General features: G+C 62.3%; 20 protein-coding genes and 1 tRNA gene. 20 read left to right on the top strand and 1 reads right to left on the bottom strand.

Annotation, left to right across the window (positions count from 1 at the left end; genetic code table 11):
• The first annotated feature begins 4 nt into the window (after window positions 1–4).
• Window positions 5–664: an HAD-IA family hydrolase gene (locus tag Q6D67_RS11450; protein WP_304705747.1), complete on the top strand. Its 660-nt coding sequence runs from the start codon at window positions 5–7 to the stop codon at window positions 662–664.
• Here Q6D67_RS11450 and Q6D67_RS11455 read toward each other — a convergent pair.
• Window positions 646–1,224 carry a nucleoside triphosphate pyrophosphatase gene (locus Q6D67_RS11455; RefSeq protein WP_304705748.1) on the bottom strand — a complete coding sequence of 193 codons (579 nt, stop codon included), beginning with the start codon at window positions 1,222–1,224 and terminating at the stop codon, window positions 646–648. The genes Q6D67_RS11450 and Q6D67_RS11455 overlap by 19 nt on opposite strands.
• Window positions 1,225–1,320: 96 nt before the next feature.
• Between Q6D67_RS11455 and Q6D67_RS11460 the strand changes: the two genes are divergently transcribed.
• From Q6D67_RS11460 to Q6D67_RS11550, 19 genes are all read left to right on the top strand, one after another.
• Window positions 1,321–1,857 (top strand): YceD family protein, encoded by a 537-nt coding sequence (locus tag Q6D67_RS11460; protein WP_304705749.1) that lies wholly within the window; start codon window positions 1,321–1,323, stop codon window positions 1,855–1,857.
• A gap of 3 nt (window positions 1,858–1,860) precedes the next feature.
• Window positions 1,861–2,043 carry a 50S ribosomal protein L32 gene (gene rpmF / locus Q6D67_RS11465; protein ID WP_304705750.1) on the top strand — a complete coding sequence of 61 codons (183 nt, stop codon included), beginning with the start codon at window positions 1,861–1,863 and terminating at the stop codon, window positions 2,041–2,043.
• Window positions 2,044–2,237: 194 nt separating this feature from the next.
• Complete coding sequence (gene fabD / locus Q6D67_RS11470) at window positions 2,238–3,191, top strand: ACP S-malonyltransferase (RefSeq protein ID WP_304705751.1); 954 nt, start codon at window positions 2,238–2,240, stop codon at window positions 3,189–3,191.
• Between the two features lie 32 nt (window positions 3,192–3,223).
• Complete coding sequence (fabG, locus tag Q6D67_RS11475) at window positions 3,224–3,967, top strand: 3-oxoacyl-ACP reductase FabG (protein WP_304705752.1); 744 nt, start codon at window positions 3,224–3,226, stop codon at window positions 3,965–3,967.
• Window positions 3,968–4,112: 145 nt separating this feature from the next.
• Complete coding sequence (gene acpP, locus Q6D67_RS11480) at window positions 4,113–4,349, top strand: acyl carrier protein (RefSeq protein ID WP_027951009.1); 237 nt, start codon at window positions 4,113–4,115, stop codon at window positions 4,347–4,349.
• 99 nt (window positions 4,350–4,448) lie between these two features.
• On the top strand, window positions 4,449–5,690 hold the full coding sequence (fabF, locus tag Q6D67_RS11485) for a beta-ketoacyl-ACP synthase II (RefSeq protein WP_304705753.1): 1,242 nt from the start codon (window positions 4,449–4,451) through the stop codon (window positions 5,688–5,690).
• A gap of 10 nt (window positions 5,691–5,700) precedes the next feature.
• Window positions 5,701–6,576: an aminodeoxychorismate lyase gene (gene pabC, locus Q6D67_RS11490; RefSeq protein ID WP_304705754.1), complete on the top strand. Its 876-nt coding sequence runs from the start codon at window positions 5,701–5,703 to the stop codon at window positions 6,574–6,576.
• Window positions 6,576–7,601 (top strand): endolytic transglycosylase MltG, encoded by a 1,026-nt coding sequence (gene mltG, locus Q6D67_RS11495; protein ID WP_304705755.1) that lies wholly within the window; start codon window positions 6,576–6,578, stop codon window positions 7,599–7,601. Before pabC ends, mltG begins: the two co-directional genes overlap by 1 nt.
• Window positions 7,602–7,604: 3 nt before the next feature.
• Window positions 7,605–8,264 carry a dTMP kinase gene (tmk, locus tag Q6D67_RS11500; RefSeq protein ID WP_304705756.1) on the top strand — a complete coding sequence of 220 codons (660 nt, stop codon included), beginning with the start codon at window positions 7,605–7,607 and terminating at the stop codon, window positions 8,262–8,264.
• A complete protein-coding gene (gene holB, locus Q6D67_RS11505) occupies window positions 8,261–9,265 on the top strand; it encodes a DNA polymerase III subunit delta' (RefSeq protein WP_304705757.1) in 1,005 nt (334 codons plus the stop codon). The genes tmk and holB overlap by 4 nt, the downstream gene beginning before the upstream one ends.
• The gene (locus tag Q6D67_RS11510; RefSeq protein ID WP_304705758.1) at window positions 9,262–9,615 is read left to right on the top strand and encodes a PilZ domain-containing protein; all 354 of its coding nucleotides are present in this window, start codon (window positions 9,262–9,264) and stop codon (window positions 9,613–9,615) included. The genes holB and Q6D67_RS11510 overlap by 4 nt, the downstream gene beginning before the upstream one ends.
• A gap of 251 nt (window positions 9,616–9,866) precedes the next feature.
• Window positions 9,867–10,919 carry a beta-N-acetylglucosaminidase domain-containing protein gene (locus Q6D67_RS11515; RefSeq protein WP_304705759.1) on the top strand — a complete coding sequence of 351 codons (1,053 nt, stop codon included), beginning with the start codon at window positions 9,867–9,869 and terminating at the stop codon, window positions 10,917–10,919.
• A gap of 217 nt (window positions 10,920–11,136) precedes the next feature.
• Window positions 11,137–11,221: transfer RNA gene (locus Q6D67_RS11520), tRNA-Leu, on the top strand.
• A gap of 86 nt (window positions 11,222–11,307) precedes the next feature.
• Window positions 11,308–12,633: a trigger factor gene (gene tig / locus Q6D67_RS11525; protein ID WP_304705760.1), complete on the top strand. Its 1,326-nt coding sequence runs from the start codon at window positions 11,308–11,310 to the stop codon at window positions 12,631–12,633.
• A 62-nt stretch (window positions 12,634–12,695) separates the two neighbouring features.
• Complete coding sequence (clpP, locus tag Q6D67_RS11530; protein WP_304705761.1) at window positions 12,696–13,337, top strand: ATP-dependent Clp endopeptidase proteolytic subunit ClpP; 642 nt, start codon at window positions 12,696–12,698, stop codon at window positions 13,335–13,337.
• Between the two features lie 106 nt (window positions 13,338–13,443).
• Complete coding sequence (gene clpX / locus Q6D67_RS11535; RefSeq protein ID WP_304705762.1) at window positions 13,444–14,742, top strand: ATP-dependent Clp protease ATP-binding subunit ClpX; 1,299 nt, start codon at window positions 13,444–13,446, stop codon at window positions 14,740–14,742.
• 111 nt (window positions 14,743–14,853) lie between these two features.
• Window positions 14,854–17,265: an endopeptidase La gene (gene lon / locus Q6D67_RS11540; RefSeq protein WP_304705763.1), complete on the top strand. Its 2,412-nt coding sequence runs from the start codon at window positions 14,854–14,856 to the stop codon at window positions 17,263–17,265.
• A 213-nt stretch (window positions 17,266–17,478) separates the two neighbouring features.
• On the top strand, window positions 17,479–17,754 hold the full coding sequence (locus tag Q6D67_RS11545; protein WP_304705764.1) for an HU family DNA-binding protein: 276 nt from the start codon (window positions 17,479–17,481) through the stop codon (window positions 17,752–17,754).
• 139 nt (window positions 17,755–17,893) lie between these two features.
• Window positions 17,894–19,774: a SurA N-terminal domain-containing protein gene (locus Q6D67_RS11550; RefSeq protein ID WP_304705765.1), complete on the top strand. Its 1,881-nt coding sequence runs from the start codon at window positions 17,894–17,896 to the stop codon at window positions 19,772–19,774.
• Window positions 19,775–19,793: the final 19 nt, after the last annotated feature.

Here is a 19,793-nt window from a genome sequence, read left to right on the forward strand (position 1 = left end):
GATTATGATTATTATATTTGACTGGGACGGAACGCTCTGCGACTCCGTGGAGCAGATTGTGGCCGCCATGCAGGAGGCGGCGTACGACTGTCGGCTGCCGATCCCCGAGGCGGCCGCGGTGCGCCACATCATTGGCCTCAGCCTGCCGAATGCCATGCCCATTCTGTTCCCCGGGCAGCCGCCGGCAGCGTGGGACAGGATGCGGGAGGCGTACTCGCGCTGTTATATCGCCCGGGACCAGGGGCCCGCGCGCCTGCACGAGGGCGCACTCGCAACCCTGGAGCGGCTGCGCGACTCCGGCTTCGAACTCGCTGTGGCGACGGGGAAAAGCCGTCGCGGCCTGGACCGGGTTCTGCTCGGCCTGGGTCTGGAAAAATATTTTGACAGCACTCGCTGCGCCGACGAGACGCGCTCCAAGCCGGACCCGCTGATGCTGCGGCAGATTCTGGCGGAGCGGGGCAAGACCTCGGAACTGGCGCTGATGGTGGGTGACTCGGAGTACGATCTGGCCATGGCGCGACAGCTCAACATGGCGGCGGTCGGGGTCAGCTTCGGCGTGCACTCGCCAGAACAGCTGGCGCAGCATCAACCGCGTGCGGTTATCGACCGTCTGCTGGATCTTTGTGAGCTGCCGGAGCTGTTGGCTCAGGCAAGCACCGGGTAACCCGCCCGCTGCAGCAGGCTGGTGAGGCCGATGAGTGGCAGGCCTTCCAGGCTGGTGGGGTCGTCGCCAACCAGGCGCTCAAACAGGGCGATCCCCAGCCCCTCGCATTTGAAGCTGCCCGCACAGTCAAACGGCTGCTCCCGGGCCAGGTAATTGTCGATGACCGCGCGGTCCAGGGCGCGGAAGTGTACCGTGAACGGCGCTACCAGCACCGCCTCGAAGCCGGTTTCCTCGCAGCACAGTGCCACCCCGGTGAAGAACTCTACCGCCCTGCCTGCGCTGGCCAGCAGTTGCTGTCTGGCGGTGTCGAGGTTGCCGGGTTTGCCTAACAGGCGCCCTGCCAGTGAGGCGACCTGATCGCTGCCGATGACCAGGCTGGCAGGGTGGTCCCTGGCGACGGAACGGGCTTTTGCCAGCGCCAGCCGGGTGGCGAGGGCCTCGCCTGCCTCCCCGGGCAGCGGAGTTTCCGCCGCGTCCGGGGCAATGCACTGGAACGGCGTTTGCAGCCGCTGGAGCAGGGCCCGGCGATAGGGTGAGGTGGAGGCGAGGATCAGATCCATGAGCGATTTCCGGGGGTAGCGGGCTGTCGCCCTGAACTGGTTGTATTGTAAAGATTTTTTTGACAAAGGGGGAAACCGCCCCTATGATGCGCGCCTATGTTGACCGACCCCCTCCCCGGCACGCTGGATCTCCGCAAGGCAGCTTCGCGTGGTGCGATTGTCACGGGTACGTCGAAACCGCTGGAATTGCCCCGTTTTCGGGATCTGCTGGCTGCAGACGAGGGCATAATCGAGGCGGTCTTGACGTTTTCCCGGGACGAGGAGGGCAGGTACCTGGTGCAGGTCGTCACCGACAGTACGGTGACAGTAACCTGCCAGCGGTGCCTGCAGCCCATGCCGCTACAGTTGCACACAGACAGTACCCTGGCGGTGGTCTGGACGGACGAGCAGGCCCGGCTGTTGCCAGCCTGGCTCGAGCCGGTCATTGTGACTGAGGAGGAGTGTTCGCTGCGGGAACTGGTCGAGGACGAGCTGATACTGGCGCTGCCGCCCTTCAGCTACCACGAGCAGGTGGATTGCAACACAGTTTTGGCGGACATGGCCGCGGAGCCCGAAGCAGACGAGCTCCCGGAAAAGTCCAACCCGTTTGACGTGCTGGCGCAGTTAAAGCCCGGCGATACCCATCAGGAGTAAGACATGGCCGTTCAGAAGGACAAAAAATCACGTTCACGCCGCGGCATGCGTCGTTCACACGACTCGCTGACCGGCCCGACCCTCAGCGTGGACCAGACCTCCGGTGAAACCCACCGTCGTCACCACGTGACTGCCGACGGCTTCTACCGTGGCAAGAAAGTCGTCAGCACCGGTAACGACGAGTAAGGCCGGCGCCGATTTTCCCGGCGCGGCAGGCACTTAGCAGTATTCGTGCCGACTGCACTTGTCACCGCAAACGGGAGCCCAGGCTCCCGTTTCGCGTTTCTGCGCCGCTTGGTCCGCCATGTTCTACACTGCCCGCAGGCCGGTTCCTCAGCACCTGAACCGGCCCGCCGCTCGCCAAGGAGAATCTCCCTGCCATGACCACCAGCCACACCGCTTTTGTCTTTCCGGGCCAGGGTTCGCAGAAAGTCGGCATGCTCGCCGCTGCGCACGCCGAGTTCTCCGCTGTTCGCGATACTTTTGCCGAGGCCGGCGAGGCGCTGGGGGCCGACCTGTGGGCCCTGGTGCAGGCGGGCCCACAGGAATCCCTGAACTTGACCGCGACTACCCAGCCGGTGCTGCTGACAGCCAGCGTAGCCCTGTGGCGCGCCTGGCAGGCCGCGGGCGGCGCCGCGCCGGCATTGCTGGCAGGGCACAGCCTCGGCGAATTCTCGGCGCTGGTCTGTGCCGGATCCCTGGGCTTTGCCGATGCGGTGCGCCTGGTACGCCAGCGCGGTGAGTTCATGCAGACCGCGGTGCCGGTGGGCGAAGGTGCGATGGCGGCGATCATCGGCCTCGATGACGACAGCATCAATCGTATTTGCGCTGACATTGCCGCGGAAGGCGCCGGAGAGGTTGCGGCGGTGAATTTCAACTCTCCCGGACAGGTGGTTATTGCCGGTCACACCGCGGCGGTAGAGCGGGCCGGCATCGCGCTCAAGGCTGCGGGTGCCAAGCGCGCCCTGCCGCTGCCGGTCAGCGCGCCGTTCCATACGGTCTTGATGCGACCTGCCGGCGACAAGCTGGCGTCGGCCCTGGCAGCGGTGCCCATTACCGCACCGGCGATACCAGTGGTGCACAATGTTCACGCGCTGCCGGAATCGGATCCCGAGCGTATTCGCGGCCTGCTGGTGGAGCAGATATACAGCCCGGTGCAATGGACGCAGTGCATCCAGTACATGGCCGCGAATGGCATCCGCCAGGTGGTGGAGTGCGGCCCCGGCAAGGTCTTGAGCGGCCTCAACAAGCGTATCAACGGGGAGCTCAGCAGCTATTCTCTGGAAGATCCGACGAGCTTGCAGGACGCGCTCGCAGTACTTGCAACCGTCTGAATGTCAGTCAACGAGCAAGGGGGAATACCAGTATGAACAGTGACAGCAGAGTGGCGCTGGTTACCGGTGCCAGCCGCGGGATCGGTCGTGCCATCGCCGAGCAGCTTGCCGGCGACGGCTATACCGTCGTCGGCACTGCCACCACGGAGAAAGGGGCCGAGGCGATCAGCGAGTATCTCCGGGCAGCCGGTTATCGCGGATGTGGCATGTCTTTGGACGTCGCCGATCAGGTGGCGGTTGATGATGTTGTGAAAGGTATTACCGCGGAGTTTGGCGCGCCGCTGGTGCTGGTCAACAATGCCGGCATCACCCGCGACAACATTTTGCTGCGGATGAAAGCGGAGGAATGGCAGGCAGTCATCGACACCAACCTGAGTGCTCTCTACCGGGTCAGCAAGGCCTGCCTGCGCGGTATGACCAAGGCGCGCTGGGGCCGGATCGTCAACATTACTTCGGTCGTCGGTGCCATGGGGAATGCCGGCCAGAGTAACTACGCGGCCAGCAAGGCGGGAGCGGAAGGCTTTTCCCGCGCCCTGGCGCGTGAACTGGGCTCCCGGGCGGTGACGGTCAATTGCGTCGCGCCGGGCTTTATCGATACCGACATGACCCGCACTCTGAGCGCAGAGCAGCGCGAGCTGATGCTGGGCCAGATCCCCCTCGGCCGGCTCGGCGAGGCAGAGGAAATTGGCGCGCTGGTTGGCTTTTTGTGCAGTGAAGTGGCAGGCTACATTACCGGTGAGACGATTCACATCAACGGCGGCATGAACATGGCCTGAAGCTTGTGCCTGCGGCGGAGTTTCAGAGCCGGTTTGTTCGGCCCAAAAAAAACTTATTACTCGGCGGAAAAACAGAGTAAAATGCCGTCTCAGGCCGGGTGACCAAGTTTCATTCAGAATTAAATTTTCAGGAGTTACCAATACAATGAGCAGCATCGAAGAACGCGTTAAGAAGATTGTCGCAGAGCAGCTTGGCGTTAAAGAAGAAGAAGTGCAGACGGAGGCCTCTTTTGTTGAAGATCTGGGCGCCGATTCCCTCGATACCGTTGAACTGGTAATGGCTCTCGAAGAAGAGTTCGAGACGGAAATTCCCGACGAAGAAGCCGAAAAGATCACCACCGTGAAGCTGGCGATCGACTACATCAAGGAAAATCTCGCCTGAGCTAACTCTCGGTAGACCGTAAAGCCGTTTCTACATTTCGATAGAGCGGCTTTTCTTATTTATGCTTCCAGTTCCTGATTCAACCGGGGAGAGTGTGCGGTGATCGGCAGACGCGTTGTAGTCACAGGCCTCGGCATGGTCAGCCCCGTGGGTCTGAGTGTCGCGGAAACCTGGGAGAATATTCTCGCGGGCCAGAGCGGCGCCGCGCCCATTGTCGATTTCGATGTATCTGCCTATAGCACACGGTTCAGCGCCAGTGTGCGGGGCTTCGATTCCACGCCCTATTTCAGTGACAAGGATGCCCGCAAGATGGACATCTTTGTGCAGTTCGGCATGGCCGCAGGTATCCAGGCCATGCTCGATTCCGGCCTCGAAGTCACCGAGGCGAACGCGGACCGGATTGGCTGTTCCATCGGCTCCGGCATCGGCGGCATCGGCCAGATCGAGAAGAATTCCGAGATTGTGTCCAATTCCGGGCCGCGCAAGGTTTCTCCCTTCTTCGTCCCCGGCTCCATCATCAACATGATCTCCGGCAATTTGTCTGTGCGCTTCAATCTGCGGGGCCCCAACCTCGCTGTGGTAACCGCCTGCACGTCCGGTACCCACAACATTGGCCTCGGCGCGCGCCTGATTGCCCTGGGCGATGCGGATGCGATGCTGGTGGGCGGCGCGGAAATGGCGACCACTCCGGTCGGGCTCGCCGGGTTCGCGGCCGCCCGCGCGCTGTCCACCCGCAACGATGACCCCGCCGCAGCCTCGCGCCCCTGGGATCGCGATCGCGACGGGTTTGTGCTCGGTGACGGCGCCGGCGTTCTGGTGATCGAAGAGTACGAGTCGGCAAAGGCCCGCGGCGCTCACATCTATGCGGAAATCAGCGGTTTCGGGATGAGTGGCGACGCCTACCACATGACCCTGCCGCCGGAAGATGGTCGCGGTGCGGCCGCTGCAATGCGCAATGCCATTCGCGACGCCGGCGTGCCCGTTGACCAGATCGACTACATCAATGCCCACGGCACTTCCACCAATGCCGGCGACCTGGCGGAAAGCCGTGCCGTAGAGGCTGTGCTCGGCACTGCCGCCGGCGGGGTGGCGGTCAGCTCGACCAAGTCCATGATCGGGCACCTGCTGGGCGCCGCCGGTGCGGTGGAGGCAATTTTCACTATCCTGTCGCTGCGCGATCAGGTCGCCCCGCCGACTATCAACCTCGACAATCCGGATGAGGGCTGCGTCCTCAACTATGTACCGCATACCGCACAGGAGCGGCGGATACGGCACGCTCTGTCGAACTCGTTCGGCTTTGGTGGCACCAACGGTTCGTTGTTGTTCAGTCAGCCTGGCTGACGCCGAGCGGGTGACAGGCGAAACCAATATCTGGATTGACGGCGTCTCCACTGACGCGCTGCCTCTCCCCGACCGTGCTTTTGCCTATGGCGACGGCCTGTTCGAGACCCTGTTGCTGCGGGGCGAGCAGCCCCTGTTGCTGGAATATCATTTGCAGCGCCTGCAGGCCGGCCTGCAGCGCCTGCGCTTCCCCGATTGCCTGGACTCGGTGCGTGACTATCTGGCGCAGGCTGCGGCGGCTCCCGGAGCGACGGCTCCCGGAGCGACGGCTCCCGGAGCGACCCCCTTCCGGGTGCTGCGCCTCGCCGTCAGTCGCGGTGCCGGACCCCGCGGCTACGCACCTCCCGCCGATTGTCAGCCACGGGTAATCATCAGTGTGTCGACACTCCTCGATGATCCCGCGCAGCTACCCGCGCCGGCGCGGCTGGGTGAAACCGCTGTGCGCTGGGGGCGCCAGCCGCTGCTGGCGGGCCTCAAGCACCTCAACCGCCTGGAGCAGGTGCTTGCCGCGGCCGACTGCGATCCACGGCGCTGCGATGAAGTACTCATGCTGGACCAGTCCGGCGCGCCTCTTTCCGTGTCTGCGGGCAATCTGTTCCTGGTTGCTGGCAAGCGCCTGTTGACGCCGGTGCTCAACGAAGCGGGTATTGCCGGCACCCGGCGTCGCCTGATTCTGGAACGGCTCGCGGCAGCCTGCGGACTGCCGGTGACGGAGTCGCGCCTGGAACTGTCACAGCTACTGGGGGCGGACGAACTGTTTTACTGCAATACGGTTGTCGGCCTGCGCCCGGTGGCTGCGTTCCGCGACCGCCGCTGGTCCCGGCACCCGGTCACCCGCAGCCTGCATGCAGCCTACGTGGAATATTTGCAGGAGGGTGCCGCGTAGTGCGCAAACTGGCGCTTATCGTTCTGGTGGCGACGGTCCTGTTGGCGCTGGTCGCACGCGAAGCGGTACAACGCTGGCAGGCTCCGCTGAATCTGCCTGAGAATGGTATGGTGCTGACGGTGGAGCCCGGCGATAGCCTGCGCAGCGTTGCCAGCCGCCTGCGAGAGCAGGGCGTTCTGCCACACCCCGAATTGCTGGTTGCCTGGGCACGCTACCACGGCCTGGATGCCCGCATTCGGCAGGGTGAATATCAGCTCGCGCCCGGACTGGATGCCCGCTCGCTGCTGGACCTCATGGTCAGTGGCCGGGTAATTCAGTATCAGGTGACCCTGCCGGAAGGTATTGTCCTCAGCCGGGCCCTGGCCATCCTGGCTGAGGAACCGGCGCTGGATTCTGTGCTTGCAGGGGCGGATGATCTCCGTCTGCTGCAGCTGGTGGCGCCGCACGAGTCTCCGGAGGGGCTGTTTTTGCCGGAATCCTACCGCTATGACCGCGGTGCCACTGATTTCGATATCCTGCAGCGCGCCCATCAGGCCCTGCTGCAGACCCTGGCCAGCGAATGGGAACGGCGGGCGCCGGATCTGCCCTATGCCACGCCCTACGAAGCCCTGATCATGGCCTCCATCATTGAGCGCGAGACCGGTGTGCCGGAAGAGCGCGAGGAGATCGCCGGCGTGTTTGTACGGCGTCTGGGACTGGGGATGCGCCTGCAGACCGACCCCACCATTATCTACGGCCTCGGCGAATCCTTCGACGGCAATCTGCGACGCACGCATTTGCGCGATGCGGACAATCTGTTCAATACCTATCGCCACGATGGGTTGCCGCCGACCCCGATCGCCCTGCCGGGCAGGGCCGCTATTCGCGCCGCGCTGCAGCCTGCTGCGGGCGATGCCCTGTTTTTCGTTGCCCGCGGCGACGGCAGCCATGAATTCAATGCCACCCTTGAAGGCCATGAGCAGGCTGTGCGTAAATACCAGCTGCAGCGGCGGGATGACTATCGCTCGACACCGGAGACGCAGTAGGGCATGCAAACAGGGCGCGGCTTGTTTATCACTGTGGAAGGAGGCGAGGGCGCCGGCAAGTCCACGAATATCGCCTGTATTGCGGACTTTCTCGAGAGCCACGGGGTAGAGCTGGTGGTCACCCGGGAGCCCGGCGGTACCCGCCTGGGTGAAGAGGTTCGCAACGTGTTGTTGCGGGTGCGCGACGAGGCTGTCGCGCCAATGGCGGAACTTTTACTGCTGTTTGCGGCGCGCGCCCAGCACGTGCAGCAAGTGATTCTGCCCGCGCTGGCCGCGGGCCAGTGGGTTATTTGTGATCGCTTCACTGACGCCAGCTATGCCTACCAGTGTGGTGGCCGGGGGTTGCCGGCGTCGGCGGTACGAACCCTGGAAACCCTGGTGCAGGGAGAATTGCGCCCGGACTATACCCTGTTGCTTGATGCACCCGTGGAGACTGGCCTGGAGCGGGTGCGGGGCAGGGGAGAGCTGGACCGCTTCGAGCAGGAGCAGCTGGCCTTTTTCCAGCGGGTGCGTGACACCTACCTGCAATTGGCGCGGGAAAGCAGCGGCCGCTACCACCTGGTCGATGCCAGCCAACCCCTGCCGGAGGTGCAGGCTCGCCTGCGGGAGATCTGCGAGGAGCTCTATGCATGCTGGCGCCCGCGTCACCAGGTGCGCTCGTGAATCTGCTGGAGTTGCCACCGGTCAGTGCACCCCTGCCGTGGCAGAGCGGGGCCTGGAACCGGCTGCAGGAGCAGCTGACAGCGGGGCAATTGCCCCATGCCCTGCTGTTGGCCGGCCCCGCGGATATCGGCAAGGCGCGCCTGGCGCTGGCGCTGGCACGCCTGCTGCTGTGTCACCGGCCAGCGGCCGGACATAACTGTGGCGACTGCCCGGGCTGCCGGTTTAGCCAGTCTGGCAGCCACGGAGATTTTCGCTGGCTGCAGCCGGAAGGCAAAAGCAAAGTCATCAAGATTGAACAGGTCCGGGAAGCTGTGGCCTTCGCCTTCCGCACCGCAGGTTTCGGCAGCCGCAAAGTGCTGGTGCTGGCGCCGGCAGAAACCATGACCACAAACGCCGCCAATGCCCTGCTCAAGTGCCTGGAGGAGCCCGCGGGAGACACGCATATCATCCTGGTCTGCCAACGCTTACAGGGTGTGCCCGCGACGGTCCGCTCGCGCTGTCAGCTGTTGAAAATGCCCCTGCCCCCCGCGGAAGAGTGCCTGCCCTGGCTGGATCACCTCACCGGGACACGGGCCGCGAGCGTTGAATTGTTGCAGCTGGCGGCGGGGATGCCGCTGCGGGCGGAGCGGCTGTATCGGGAGTCGGGTGTGGACAGTCTGCAAGCGCGCCGCGCAGGCCTGCGCTCGCTGGCTGCCGGCGAGCCAGTCGTGGCGCAGGTTGTCACGCTCTTCAGTCAGCTCGAGCCGGCTCTGGCGCTGGAAGAGATTGCAGGCTTCGTGCAGCAACAATTGCGCCTGCAGGGCGCTGATGCATTGCCGTCCTGCCGCGCCCAGTTTCGACTGCTGGACCGTCTGCAAGGTCTGCGCGGCGCCATTGCCGCGGGCTCCAATCCGAATCCCCAACTGGTTCTGGAAAACGCCCTGATAGGTCTGCGCGGCTGCTTTGGCGAGCTGCGGACCAATGCTACTATGGCCACTCTGATCGGGGAGATGCAAACATGAGCGATACAGCTGCAGGCAGTCGCAACGGCATTCTGTCGCTGACCATCAAGGACAAGGCGGTGTTGTATTCCGCCTATATGCCCTTTCTGAATCACGGCGGCCTGTTTGTGCCCACCAACAAAAGCTACCGCGTCGGCGATGAAGTCTTCATGCTGCTGACCCTGATGGACGAGCCGGAAAAGATTCCGATATCGGGCAGGGTGGTCTGGGTCACGCCGCGAGGGGCCCAGGGGAATCGCACCGCGGGTATCGGCGTGCAATTCAGCGAACAGGACGCGGTCGCCAACAGCAAGATCGAAAACCATCTGGCCGGTTCCCTGAGCTCCGACCGTCCGACCCACACCATGTAAGTGCAGCAAAAAAATGGGTCCCGAAAGGGACCCAAGAAGACCATTAGGAGTAAAACACAAAGGAATTGCTTCCCTTAAAGAGCAAAGGGGTGCTCCTGTGGCCGCTCCATTGATTCAGGGGATAAAAGCGACCACGCTTTAAGTATCGTAGATCAGTGGTAATTTTCCACATTTCATGGGCGGATTGTTAGGCTGATTCGGAATAAATAACTTGATTCAGGTCTCCAACAGTAATAAGCGCGCTGAAAGCCATGGCCCCTGAGTTTCTCACAGGGGTGGTGGAAGGTTTCTACGGGCGCCCCTGGAGCCAGCAATTGCGGCTGGAGTATGCCCAAATCCTGCGCCAGCTTGGCCTCAACAGCTATCTTTACGCGCCCAAGGCTGACCCGTTTTTGCGCAAGCAGTGGCAGTGTGACTGGCCCGCAACCGAGTGGCGACAACTCCGTGAGCTGGCTCGATATTACGCTGCTGCAGGGCTTTATTTCGGCGTCGGATTATCACCTTTCCTGCTTTACGCGAGTTACGGTGCGGTCGAGCGGCGCCAGCTGCAGGGCAAGATCGAGCGACTCAACGAGCTCGAGGCGCCGCTGCTTGCGGTTCTGTTTGACGACATGCCCGGTGATCGGGCCGACCTCGCCGGACGCCAGGCGGAGATTGTCGCCGATATAGGGCGCTGGACCACCGCCAGCCGGGTAATGGTATGTCCGACCTACTACTCTTTTGATCCGGTGCTGGAGCGGCATTTCGGCCGGCGCCCGGCCTCCTACTGGGCTGATCTCGGGCGCCTCCTGCCGGTGGACGTCGACCTGCTGTGGACAGGCAACGAAGTATGTTCCCGGGCCATTTTGGCGCAGGACGTGGAGCAGGCCCGGGAGGCCCTGGGCCGGCCGCTGGTTTTGTGGGACAACTATCCGGTTAACGATGGCGCCGTGCGCAGCCGTCACCTTTACCTCGAGCCCCTCTCACAGCGTGAAGCGTGCACATCCGGCGCCCTGCACGGGCATTTCTGCAACCCGATGATCCAGGGTTGGTGCTCGCTGCCGGCGTTGCTGGGTCTGGCGCGGCTGTATCCGGGAAAGAGCGAGGCTGCCGACAGTCTGCTCAGCGAAATCCTCGGCGCGGCGACCTGGCAACAGCTGCAGCAAGATAGCGGCATTTTTCGCGACCACGGGCTCGATATGCCGGAGGCGCAGCGCAAGCAGCTGGAAGCTCGCTATCTCGCACTGCCGGGGCCCGCCGCAGCGGAGGTCGTGCGCTGGCTGCGCGGCGAGGATGCCTTTGACCCGGCCTGCCTTACCGATTGACTTCCGTTGCTCGCCGCTGCCGGGAATGCCTGCGCGGTGTCTGCGCGGTGTCTGCGCGGTTGTGCAGAGGCTGGCTTTGTGGCAGAATCTGCGCCCTTGTGAGAGCTCCAAATTGCGCTCAGGTGGGGCGTTTACCCCTGAAGAATCAAAAAGTTACGGCGTGTTTGCAGGATGTCTCCAGCACGCCGACCGCGCGCAATGGTGGTTCCCCCGACATGCGGAAGTGGCGAAATTGGTATACGCGCTGGATTTAGGTTCCAGTGCCGCAAGGCGTGAGAGTTCGAGTCTCTCCTTCCGCACCAAATTACCGCGACCTTGCTCGAGCGAGGTCGCCCCTGATGACCGGGCGCTGAGGCGTCCCCTACCGATTGGATTGTGAGGAATAAGCATGCAGGTGTCTATTGAAACGACTTCAGGGCTGGAGCGACGTCTTACCGTAGGCGTTCCCGCCGCGCGCGTTGACAGCGAGGTCGATTCCCGGCTGCAGAAAGCGGCCCAGAACGTGCGCTTGCCCGGCTTTCGTCCCGGCAAGGTGCCGATGAAGGTCATGCGCCAGCGCTTCGGTGCCGGTGTCCGCCAGGAAGTGCTGGGCGAAGTCATGAGCCGTTCCTTCCAGGAGGCGGTGGTGCAGGAAAAGCTGCGCCCGGCGGGCCAGCCCAGCATCGAGCCGCGCAATCTGGAGCCCGGCAGGGATCTGGAGTATGTGGCCACGTTTGAAGTCTTCCCGGAAGTGGAAGTGGTCGCCATGTCTGGTTTTGATGTGACCCGCCCGGCAGCAGAAGTGACCGATGCTGATGTCGACACGATCATTGATGTGTTCCGCAAGCAGCAGGGTAGCTGGGATGAAGTGGAACGCGCCGCTGCCACCGGTGACCGCGTGAATATCGATTACACCGGTACCCGTGATGGCGAACCCTTTGAGGGCGGCAGCGCTGAGGGCGCCGACCTGGAACTGGGCTCAGGGCGCATGATCCCGGGCTTCGAAGATGGCATCGTCGGTATGCAGCCGGGGGAAGAAAAGACTCTCCAGCTGACTTTCCCCGAGGACTATAACAACGAGGACCTGCGCGGAGCTGCGGTAGAGTTTGCGGTCAAGGTCAACAACATCCAGGCCCTGACTCCTGCGCCGCTGGACGAGGAACTGTTCAAGCTGTACGGCGTGGAAGAGGGCGGCGAGGAACAATTTCGCAAGGAAGTGGCGGAAAACATGAGCCGCGAGCTCAAAAATGCCGTAAACAACAAGGTCAAGCAACAGGTGATGGATGCGGTTGTCGAAGCCCACAAGGCCCTGGAGGTTCCCCGGTCCCTGGTAGCCCAGGAAATCGACGCGCTGCGCGGGCAGATGTTCCAGCAGTTCGGCGGTGCCGCGCCCGAGGGCCTGGATCTCAAGTCGATCCTGCCCGATGACATGTTCCGGGAAAACGCCGAGCGTCGGGTCAAGCTGGGCCTGATCCTCTCCGAAATGATCAGCAAGCACGGCCTCAAGGCGGACCCGGCCAGGGTGCGTGCAACCATCGAGGAGCTGGCGGCCACTTACCAGGACTCGGAAGAGGTCGTTAACTGGTACTATGGCGATCCCGAGCAGCTCGCGTCGGTGGAGTCCAAGGTGCTGGAAGACAGCGTGGTGGAAAAACTGCTGGAGGACGCCAACGTAACGGAACAAGCCTGTACCTACCAGGAAGCCATTGCCCAGGCGCAACAGAAGCAGGGCTGAGCCAACACCGGGCGCCACCGCGGGTGGTGCCCACCGGATTGATAGCCAAGGAACATTCGACCATGTCAAACCTGCCAGACGGCCGCAACAGCAACACCATCAGCAATCTCGGCTTGATTCCGATGGTTGTGGAGCAGACTGCCCGCGGGGAGCGCTCCTACGATATCTATTCCCGCCTGCTCAAGGAGCGCGTGATTTTCGTGGTGGGGACAGTTGAGGACCACATGGCCAACCTGATTGTGGCCCAGCTTCTGTTTCTCGAGTCCGAGAACCCGGACAAGGACATCCACCTTTACATCAACTCACCGGGCGGCTCGGTAACCGCGGGGATGTCGATCTACGACACCATGCAGTTCATCAAGCCCGATGTGAGCACCATGTGCATCGGCCAGGCTGCTTCCATGGGTGCGTTTCTGCTTGGGGGCGGCGCCAAGGGCAAGCGTTTTATCCTGCCCAACGCCCGCACCATGATTCACCAGCCCAGCGGCGGTGCGCAAGGCCAGGCCTCGGATATCGAGATCCATGCCCGGGAAATTCTGATCATTCGTCGACGTCTGAATGAACTGATGGCGGAACACACGGGTCAGAGCCTGGAGACGATCGAGCGCGATACCGAGCGTGACCGCTTCCTGAATGCCGAACAGAGCAAAGAGTACGGTCTGGTCGACGAGGTAATCAATCGCCGCACCGCAGCTGCGAAGTAACTGGCCCGCGTCCCCACCGCGGTCCCGCGGGGCTTGCAAATGGTGGGAAAAAACATCATCTTTGATGAAGGTGAAACAGCACAGCACATAGAACACAGGGCAGAGCATGACTAAAGACACCTCAAAATCAGGCGACGACGGCGGCAAGCTGCTGTATTGCTCATTTTGCGGCAAGAGCCAGCATGAAGTGCGCAAATTGATCGCCGGCCCGTCGGTGTTCATTTGTGATGAGTGTGTGGATCTGTGCAATGACATCATCCGCGAGGAAGTGCAGGAAAGCAGCAGTGAAGCCAAGCGCGACAATCTGCCAACTCCGCACGAGATCAAGGCTATCCTCGACGAGTATGTGATTGGCCAGCAACGTGCCAAAAAGGTACTTTCTGTTGCCGTGTACAACCACTACAAGCGTCTGCGCCATGGCCAGTCCAGCACTCGCGGCGACGATGTCGAACTCGGCAAGAGCAATATCCTGCTGGTGGGGCCCACCGGCAGCGGCAAGACCCTGTTGGCTGAAACCCTGGCCCGCTTGCTGGATGTGCCGTTTACGATTGCCGATGCCACCACGCTCACCGAAGCGGGCTACGTCGGGGAAGATGTCGAGAACATCATCCAGAAGCTGTTGCAGAAATGCGACTATGACGTCGAAAAGGCTCAGGTTGGCATCGTCTACATCGACGAGATCGACAAGATATCCCGCAAGTCAGACAACCCTTCGATCACCCGGGATGTATCCGGGGAGGGTGTACAGCAGGCGCTGCTGAAGCTGATCGAAGGCACGGTTGCCTCGGTTCCCCCGCAGGGCGGGCGCAAGCATCCGCAGCAGGAGTTCCTGCAGGTCGACACCTCCAACATCCTGTTCATTTGCGGCGGCGCCTTTGCCGGCCTCGACAAGGTTATCCGCAACCGCTCCGAAAAGGGTGGGATCGGCTTCAACGCCGAGGTCAAGAGCAAGGATGAGCGTCGCAATGTCGGTGAGTTGTTGTTTGATCTCGAGCCCGAGGACCTGGTGCAGTACGGTTTGATCCCCGAGTTTGTCGGCCGGCTGCCGGTGATTGCGACTCTGGAAGAGCTGGATGTGCCTGCTCTGGTACAAATCCTCACCGAGCCGCGCAACTCCCTGACCAAGCAGTACAGCAAGCTGTTCGAGATGGAAGGGGTGGAAGTGGACTTCCGCGAGGATGGGCTGCGCGCGGTCGCGGAGCGTGCCATGGACCGCAAGACCGGTGCCCGGGGCCTGCGTTCCATTCTCGAGGGCGTGCTGCTGGATTCCATGTACAACATTCCCTCCCGCAGTGACGTGAGCAAGGTGGTCATCGATGAGTCCGTGATCCGCGGCGATTCCGAGCCCCTGCTGGTCTATCAGAACCACGAGCCCGCCCCCCGGACCGCCTCCAAGGACGAGTAAGCGGGGTTTGCCTGGCGGCGGCGCTCAGCCGTCGACACAGCGCGGCTTGTGATTTGTGGGATCGCCCCCACTTAAGGGTCAGGCGTGACCATTTACAACCCGGAGATTTCTATGGGTTCATCCTCTGTTATCGATCTTCCCCTCCTGCCCCTGCGTGATGTTGTGGTCTATCCACACATGGTGCTGCCGCTGTTTGTCGGCCGGGAAAAATCCGTCGAGGCGTTGGAAGACGCCATGGCCGGTGGCAAGCAGGTGCTGCTGGTAGCCCAGCGCAATGCCGCGGACGACAACCCCGGCGTAGACGACATTTACCAGGTGGGCACGGTTTCCAACATCCTGCAATTGCTCAAGCTCCCTGACGGTACCATCAAGGTGTTGGTTGAAGGCAGCTACCGGGCGGTGATCGACAACGTCGATGACGAAGGCCGCTTCACGGTCGCCGGTGTGCGCGAAATCGAGGCCGACGAAATTCCGGACGCGGAGGCCGAGGGGCTGTTGCGCTCCACCGTTTCCCAGTTTGAAAAGTACGTCAACCTGAGCAAGAAGGTGCCCGCCGAGGTGCTGACTTCCCTCTCCGGCATCGACGAGCCGGGCCGGCTGGCGGACACCATCGCCGCCCACATGAGCGTGGATCTGCAGGAAAAGCAGAAAATTCTGGAGATAGCCCAGGTGCGGGTGCGGCTGGAGCATCTGATGGGGCTGATGGAGGCGGAGATCGACCTGTTCCAGGTCGAGAAGCGCATCCGCGGCCGGGTCAAGAAGCAGATGGAGAAGAGCCAGCGCGAGTACTACCTCAATGAACAGATGAAGGCGATCCAGAAGGAACTGGGGGACCTCGATGAGGCTCCCAGCGAACTGGATGACCTGCAGGCCCGCATCGAGGATGCGCGGATGCCCGACGAGGCCAGAACCAAGGCGCTGGGTGAGTTGAACAAACTCAAGATGATGTCCCCGATGTCTGCCGAGGCCTCCGTGGTGCGCAGCTATATCGACTGGATGGTCAGCGTGCCCTGGGCCAAGCGCAGCAAAGTCAAGCACGATCTCAAGCGCGCCTCTACCATTCTCGACGAAGATCACTACGGGCTCGAGGAGGTCAAGGAGCGCATCCTCGAGTACCTGGCAGTGCAAAAACGGGTGCGCAAGGTCAAGGGGCCGGTGCTGTGCCTGGTGGGCCCTCCCGGCGTCGGCAAGACCTCGCTGGGTGAATCGCTGGCCCGCGCGACCAATCGCAAGTTTGTGCGCATGGCACTGGGTGGGGTCCGCGACGAGGCCGAGATTCGCGGCCACCGCCGTACCTACATCGGTTCGATGCCCGGCAAGTTACTGCAGAAAATGTCCAAGGCGGGCGTTCGCAATCCGCTGTTCCTGCTCGATGAAATTGACAAGATGGGCATGGACCACCGCGGGGATCCCGCATCCGCCATGCTGGAAGTGTTGGATCCGGAACAGAACCACGCGTTCAACGACCACTATCTGGAGGTGGATTACGACCTCTCGGATGTCATGTTTGTCTGTACCTCCAATACCATGAATATTCCCGGCCCTCTGCTGGATCGGATGGAAGTGATCCGTATTCCCGGCTATACCGAGGACGAAAAGGTCAACATTGCCGAGCGCTACCTGATTCCCAAGCAGCTGAAGCAGAACGGTCTGGCGAAGGACGAGGTCAGCATTGCCGAAGGCACGGTGATCGACATTATCCGCTATTACACCAGGGAAGCCGGCGTCCGCTCCCTGGAGCGTGAGATCGCCAAGATCTGTCGCAAAATGGTCAAGCGCTTTGCCCTCAATGAGGCCGACAGCGATACCGAAGTGACACCTGAAATGCTCCCGGACCTGCTGGGTGTGCGCAAGTTCAACTACGGAATTGCCGAAGACGAGAACAAGGTCGGCCAGGTTACGGGGCTCGCCTGGACCTCGGTCGGCGGGGAATTGCTGACTATCGAGGCGGCGTCGGTGGCGGGCAAGGGTCGCTACGTCAAGACCGGCTCCCTGGGCGATGTGATGCAGGAATCGATTCAGGCGGCTACCACAGTGATCCGCAGTCGCTCGCAGATGCTGGGTATTCCGGCATCGTGGCATGAAAAACATGATGTCCACATTCACGTTCCCGAGGGGGCGACACCCAAGGATGGGCCGAGCGCCGGGGTGGCCATGTGCACCGCGCTGGTGTCGGTCTGCACCGGCATTGCGGTACGCGCCGATGTGGCGATGACCGGGGAGATTACCCTGCGCGGTGAGGTGCTGCCCATCGGCGGCCTGAAGGAAAAGCTGCTGGCGGCGCGCCGGGGCGGGATCAAAACGGTCATCATTCCGAAAGAGAATGAACGCGATCTGAAGGAAGTGCCCGACAATATCAAACAGCATCTGCAGATTCGGCCGGTGAAGTGGATTGATGAAGTGCTGGCGATTGCGCTTGAGCAAATGCCGGAACCGCTGACTGACGAAGAGTACCTGGCACCGGCGCCGGGCACCGGTCAGGACGCCGGCCCGGGCGAGAAAAACCGGATAAATACACACTGAAACAGGGGTTTCGGTTGACCGTGAGTTCGGCTCTGGTATACAGTCGAGCCCACTGAATCCAGTGGTAATCCTCCCGGTTTCGGCGTCCAGGGGCGCACGAGAGAATAGCTGGAATCGCTTTCTGGTGGGTTCCACAGCACCATGAATTTGACCGCGCTTTGCTGCGGGTACAACTCTTGACATTTTGTCAGATAACACTCCAAGGGGATACTTGTGAACAAGACCGAACTTATCGATGCCATCGCCGCTGCTGCCGACCTGCCCAAGGCTTCCGCCGGGCGCGCCCTCGACGCTATTGTCGACAGCATCACTGAAGCGCTCAGCAAGGGTGACCAGGTCACACTGGTAGGCTTTGGCACCTTTGCTGTCAAGCACCGTGCAGCGCGCGAGGGGCGCAATCCGCAGACCGGGCAAAGCATCCAGATCAAGGCGTCCAATGTGCCCGGCTTCAAGGCAGGCAAGGCGCTCAAGGATGCAGTCAACGCCTGAGTCGCAGTATCAGGCGGGGAAGCCCCGCGCGCCGGGTTGTCCACAGCGCCAGAGCTTCACCTATGCTGCAGTAACTGTCCAGGGAAAGGCGCACTCAAGGGTGCGCTTTTTTGTTGATACACAGTGGAAAAAATAACCCATGCTTCAGGATATTCGCAAGAGCACCCAGGGAACCGCGGCCAAGGTTGTCATCGGCCTCATCGTCCTTTCCTTCGCCCTTTTCGGCATTGAATCCATTCTGGTCGGTGGTGGTGGCAGCAGCGTTGCGGAAGTCAACGGCGAGACGGTCAGCCCCATCGAGTTGCAACAGGCGGTGGATACCCAGCGCAGGCAGCTGATGGCAATGATGGGCGACGACCTGGATCCGGCGTTGCTGGACGAGCAGCGTCTGAGCGCTCGGGCGCTGGAGGGCATTATCAACCGCAAGCTGTTGATGCAGTCCGCCCGCAGCATGGGCTTGACCGTATCCGAGGCGGAGCTGGGGGCTGTTATCGGCGGCATGGAGCAATTCCAGGTCGACGGCGAGTTCTCACCGGAGATGTACAAGAGCCTGCTGGCGTCTGCTGGCTACACCCCGGGCACCTTCAAGCGGGCGCTCAAGGATGACCTGGTCCTGAATCAGCTGCGCGCGGGGTTGGCCGGCAGCGATTTCGCCACCTCCGCAGAGCTGGCGCTGAACGCCCGCATCCTGGCCGAGCAGCGCGACATTCGCTACCTGACCATTCCGCTGGAACCATTTCTGGCCGAGTCGGCGCCCGATGCCGCCGAGATCGAGGCCTGGTACCGGGCCAACGAAGAACGTTTCATGACTCCCGAGTCAGTCGTGCTGAATTATGTGGAGTTGACCCTCGAGGACTTCCGCAAGCCGGTAGCGGAGCGTGACATTGAGGAAGAGTACCGGATTCAGGTCGACGGCTACCAGTACCAGACCGAGAATCGCGTCGCGCACATCCTGTTGCAACAGGGCAGTGACGAATCCGCGGCAGACTTTGCGAATCGTATCGATGCCGTGCAGGCGGCATTGGCCGCCGGCGAGGAATTTGCGGCGGTGGCCGCAGAACGCTCCGACGACATCGGTTCGGCGAGCAACGGCGGTGATCTCGGATTCAGTGCCGGCGACGCTTTTCCAGAGGAAATGGAAGCAGCCATCGCCGAGCTTGATGTCAATGTGATCTCCGAGCCTGTGGAGACGGAAGCCGGCACACACATTCTGCTGGTGACCGAGCGCCGCGAGGCCGATCCGCCAAGCCTGGCGGAACTGCGTCCGGAACTGGAGTCGCGTCTGCAGGACCGGGAGGCCCGGGTTGCGCTGCTGCTGGCGGTCGAACAATTGCGCGATCTCGCCTTCACCGCGGGCGATCTGTCGCGCCCGGCCGAGGAACTCGGTCTGGAAGTGAAGCGCAGCGAGCCGGTTACCCGCGACCAGCAGAGTGGCCCGCTGGCAGCGCCCGGGATTCTGCGCGCCGCGTTCTCCGAGGATGTTCTCGAACTGGGCCACAACAGTGAGGTGGTCGAGCTGGGCGGCGACCGCTTTGTGGCGGTGCACCTGCATCGGCACAACAAGCCTGAGCTGCAACCTCTCGCAGCGGTGCAGGAAGAGATCGTAGCGGCGCTGACCCGGGAGCGGGCACAGGAGGCGCTCGAACGCACAGCCGAAGCGGCAGTTGAGTCGCTCGCGGCGGGCGAGGAGTCGCTTGAGGCACTGGCGGTGCGGGAAGGCTATGAATGGCAGGTTGAACTTGGCGCCCGCCGCGACAGCCGGACAGTGCCGGGGCCGGTCCTGCAACGCGCGTTCAGCATGCCGGCACCGGCATCAGGCCCGGTCGCGGATTATGTTGTCGAGGCATCGGGCGACGCCCGGGTGCTGGAGCTGGTGCGCGTCGAGGCCGGCGAACTGGCCACGCTCCCGCCCGAACAGCAGCGCAGTCTGCGGCAACGGATCGGTAGCGAGTTCGGTGCGATGTTGCAGGTCGAGCACGAGCAGGCTCTGCGCTCCGACGCTGACATTTCCGTTCTCTGATGCCAACTGACAGGACGCC

Origin of the sequence: Haliea sp. E1-2-M8, assembly GCF_030649675.1 — a bacterium.
In the GTDB taxonomy this organism is placed as follows: Bacteria; Pseudomonadota; Gammaproteobacteria; order Pseudomonadales; family Halieaceae; genus Haliea.

Bases quoted from the DNA above. Each gene is read 5' to 3' on its own strand.
- Q6D67_RS11550 (WP_304705765.1), top strand. From the start codon at position 17,894: ATGCTTCAGGATATTCGCAAGAGCACCCAGGGAACCGCGGCCAAGGTT.
- Q6D67_RS11455 (WP_304705748.1), bottom strand. From the start codon at position 1,224: ATGGATCTGATCCTCGCCTCCACCTCACCCTATCGCCGGGCCCTGCTC.
- acpP (WP_027951009.1), top strand. From the start codon at position 4,113: ATGAGCAGCATCGAAGAACGCGTTAAGAAGATTGTCGCAGAGCAGCTT.
- rpmF (WP_304705750.1), top strand. From the start codon at position 1,861: ATGGCCGTTCAGAAGGACAAAAAATCACGTTCACGCCGCGGCATGCGT.
- clpP (WP_304705761.1), top strand. From the start codon at position 12,696: ATGTCAAACCTGCCAGACGGCCGCAACAGCAACACCATCAGCAATCTC.
- Q6D67_RS11450 (WP_304705747.1), top strand. From the start codon at position 5: ATGATTATTATATTTGACTGGGACGGAACGCTCTGCGACTCCGTGGAG.
- lon (WP_304705763.1), top strand. From the start codon at position 14,854: ATGGGTTCATCCTCTGTTATCGATCTTCCCCTCCTGCCCCTGCGTGAT.
- Q6D67_RS11510 (WP_304705758.1), top strand. From the start codon at position 9,262: ATGAGCGATACAGCTGCAGGCAGTCGCAACGGCATTCTGTCGCTGACC.
- fabG (WP_304705752.1), top strand. From the start codon at position 3,224: ATGAACAGTGACAGCAGAGTGGCGCTGGTTACCGGTGCCAGCCGCGGG.
- Q6D67_RS11460 (WP_304705749.1), top strand. From the start codon at position 1,321: ATGTTGACCGACCCCCTCCCCGGCACGCTGGATCTCCGCAAGGCAGCT.
- tig (WP_304705760.1), top strand. From the start codon at position 11,308: ATGCAGGTGTCTATTGAAACGACTTCAGGGCTGGAGCGACGTCTTACC.
- clpX (WP_304705762.1), top strand. From the start codon at position 13,444: ATGACTAAAGACACCTCAAAATCAGGCGACGACGGCGGCAAGCTGCTG.
- fabD (WP_304705751.1), top strand. From the start codon at position 2,238: ATGACCACCAGCCACACCGCTTTTGTCTTTCCGGGCCAGGGTTCGCAG.
- Q6D67_RS11515 (WP_304705759.1), top strand. From the start codon at position 9,867: ATGGCCCCTGAGTTTCTCACAGGGGTGGTGGAAGGTTTCTACGGGCGC.
- tmk (WP_304705756.1), top strand. From the start codon at position 7,605: ATGCAAACAGGGCGCGGCTTGTTTATCACTGTGGAAGGAGGCGAGGGC.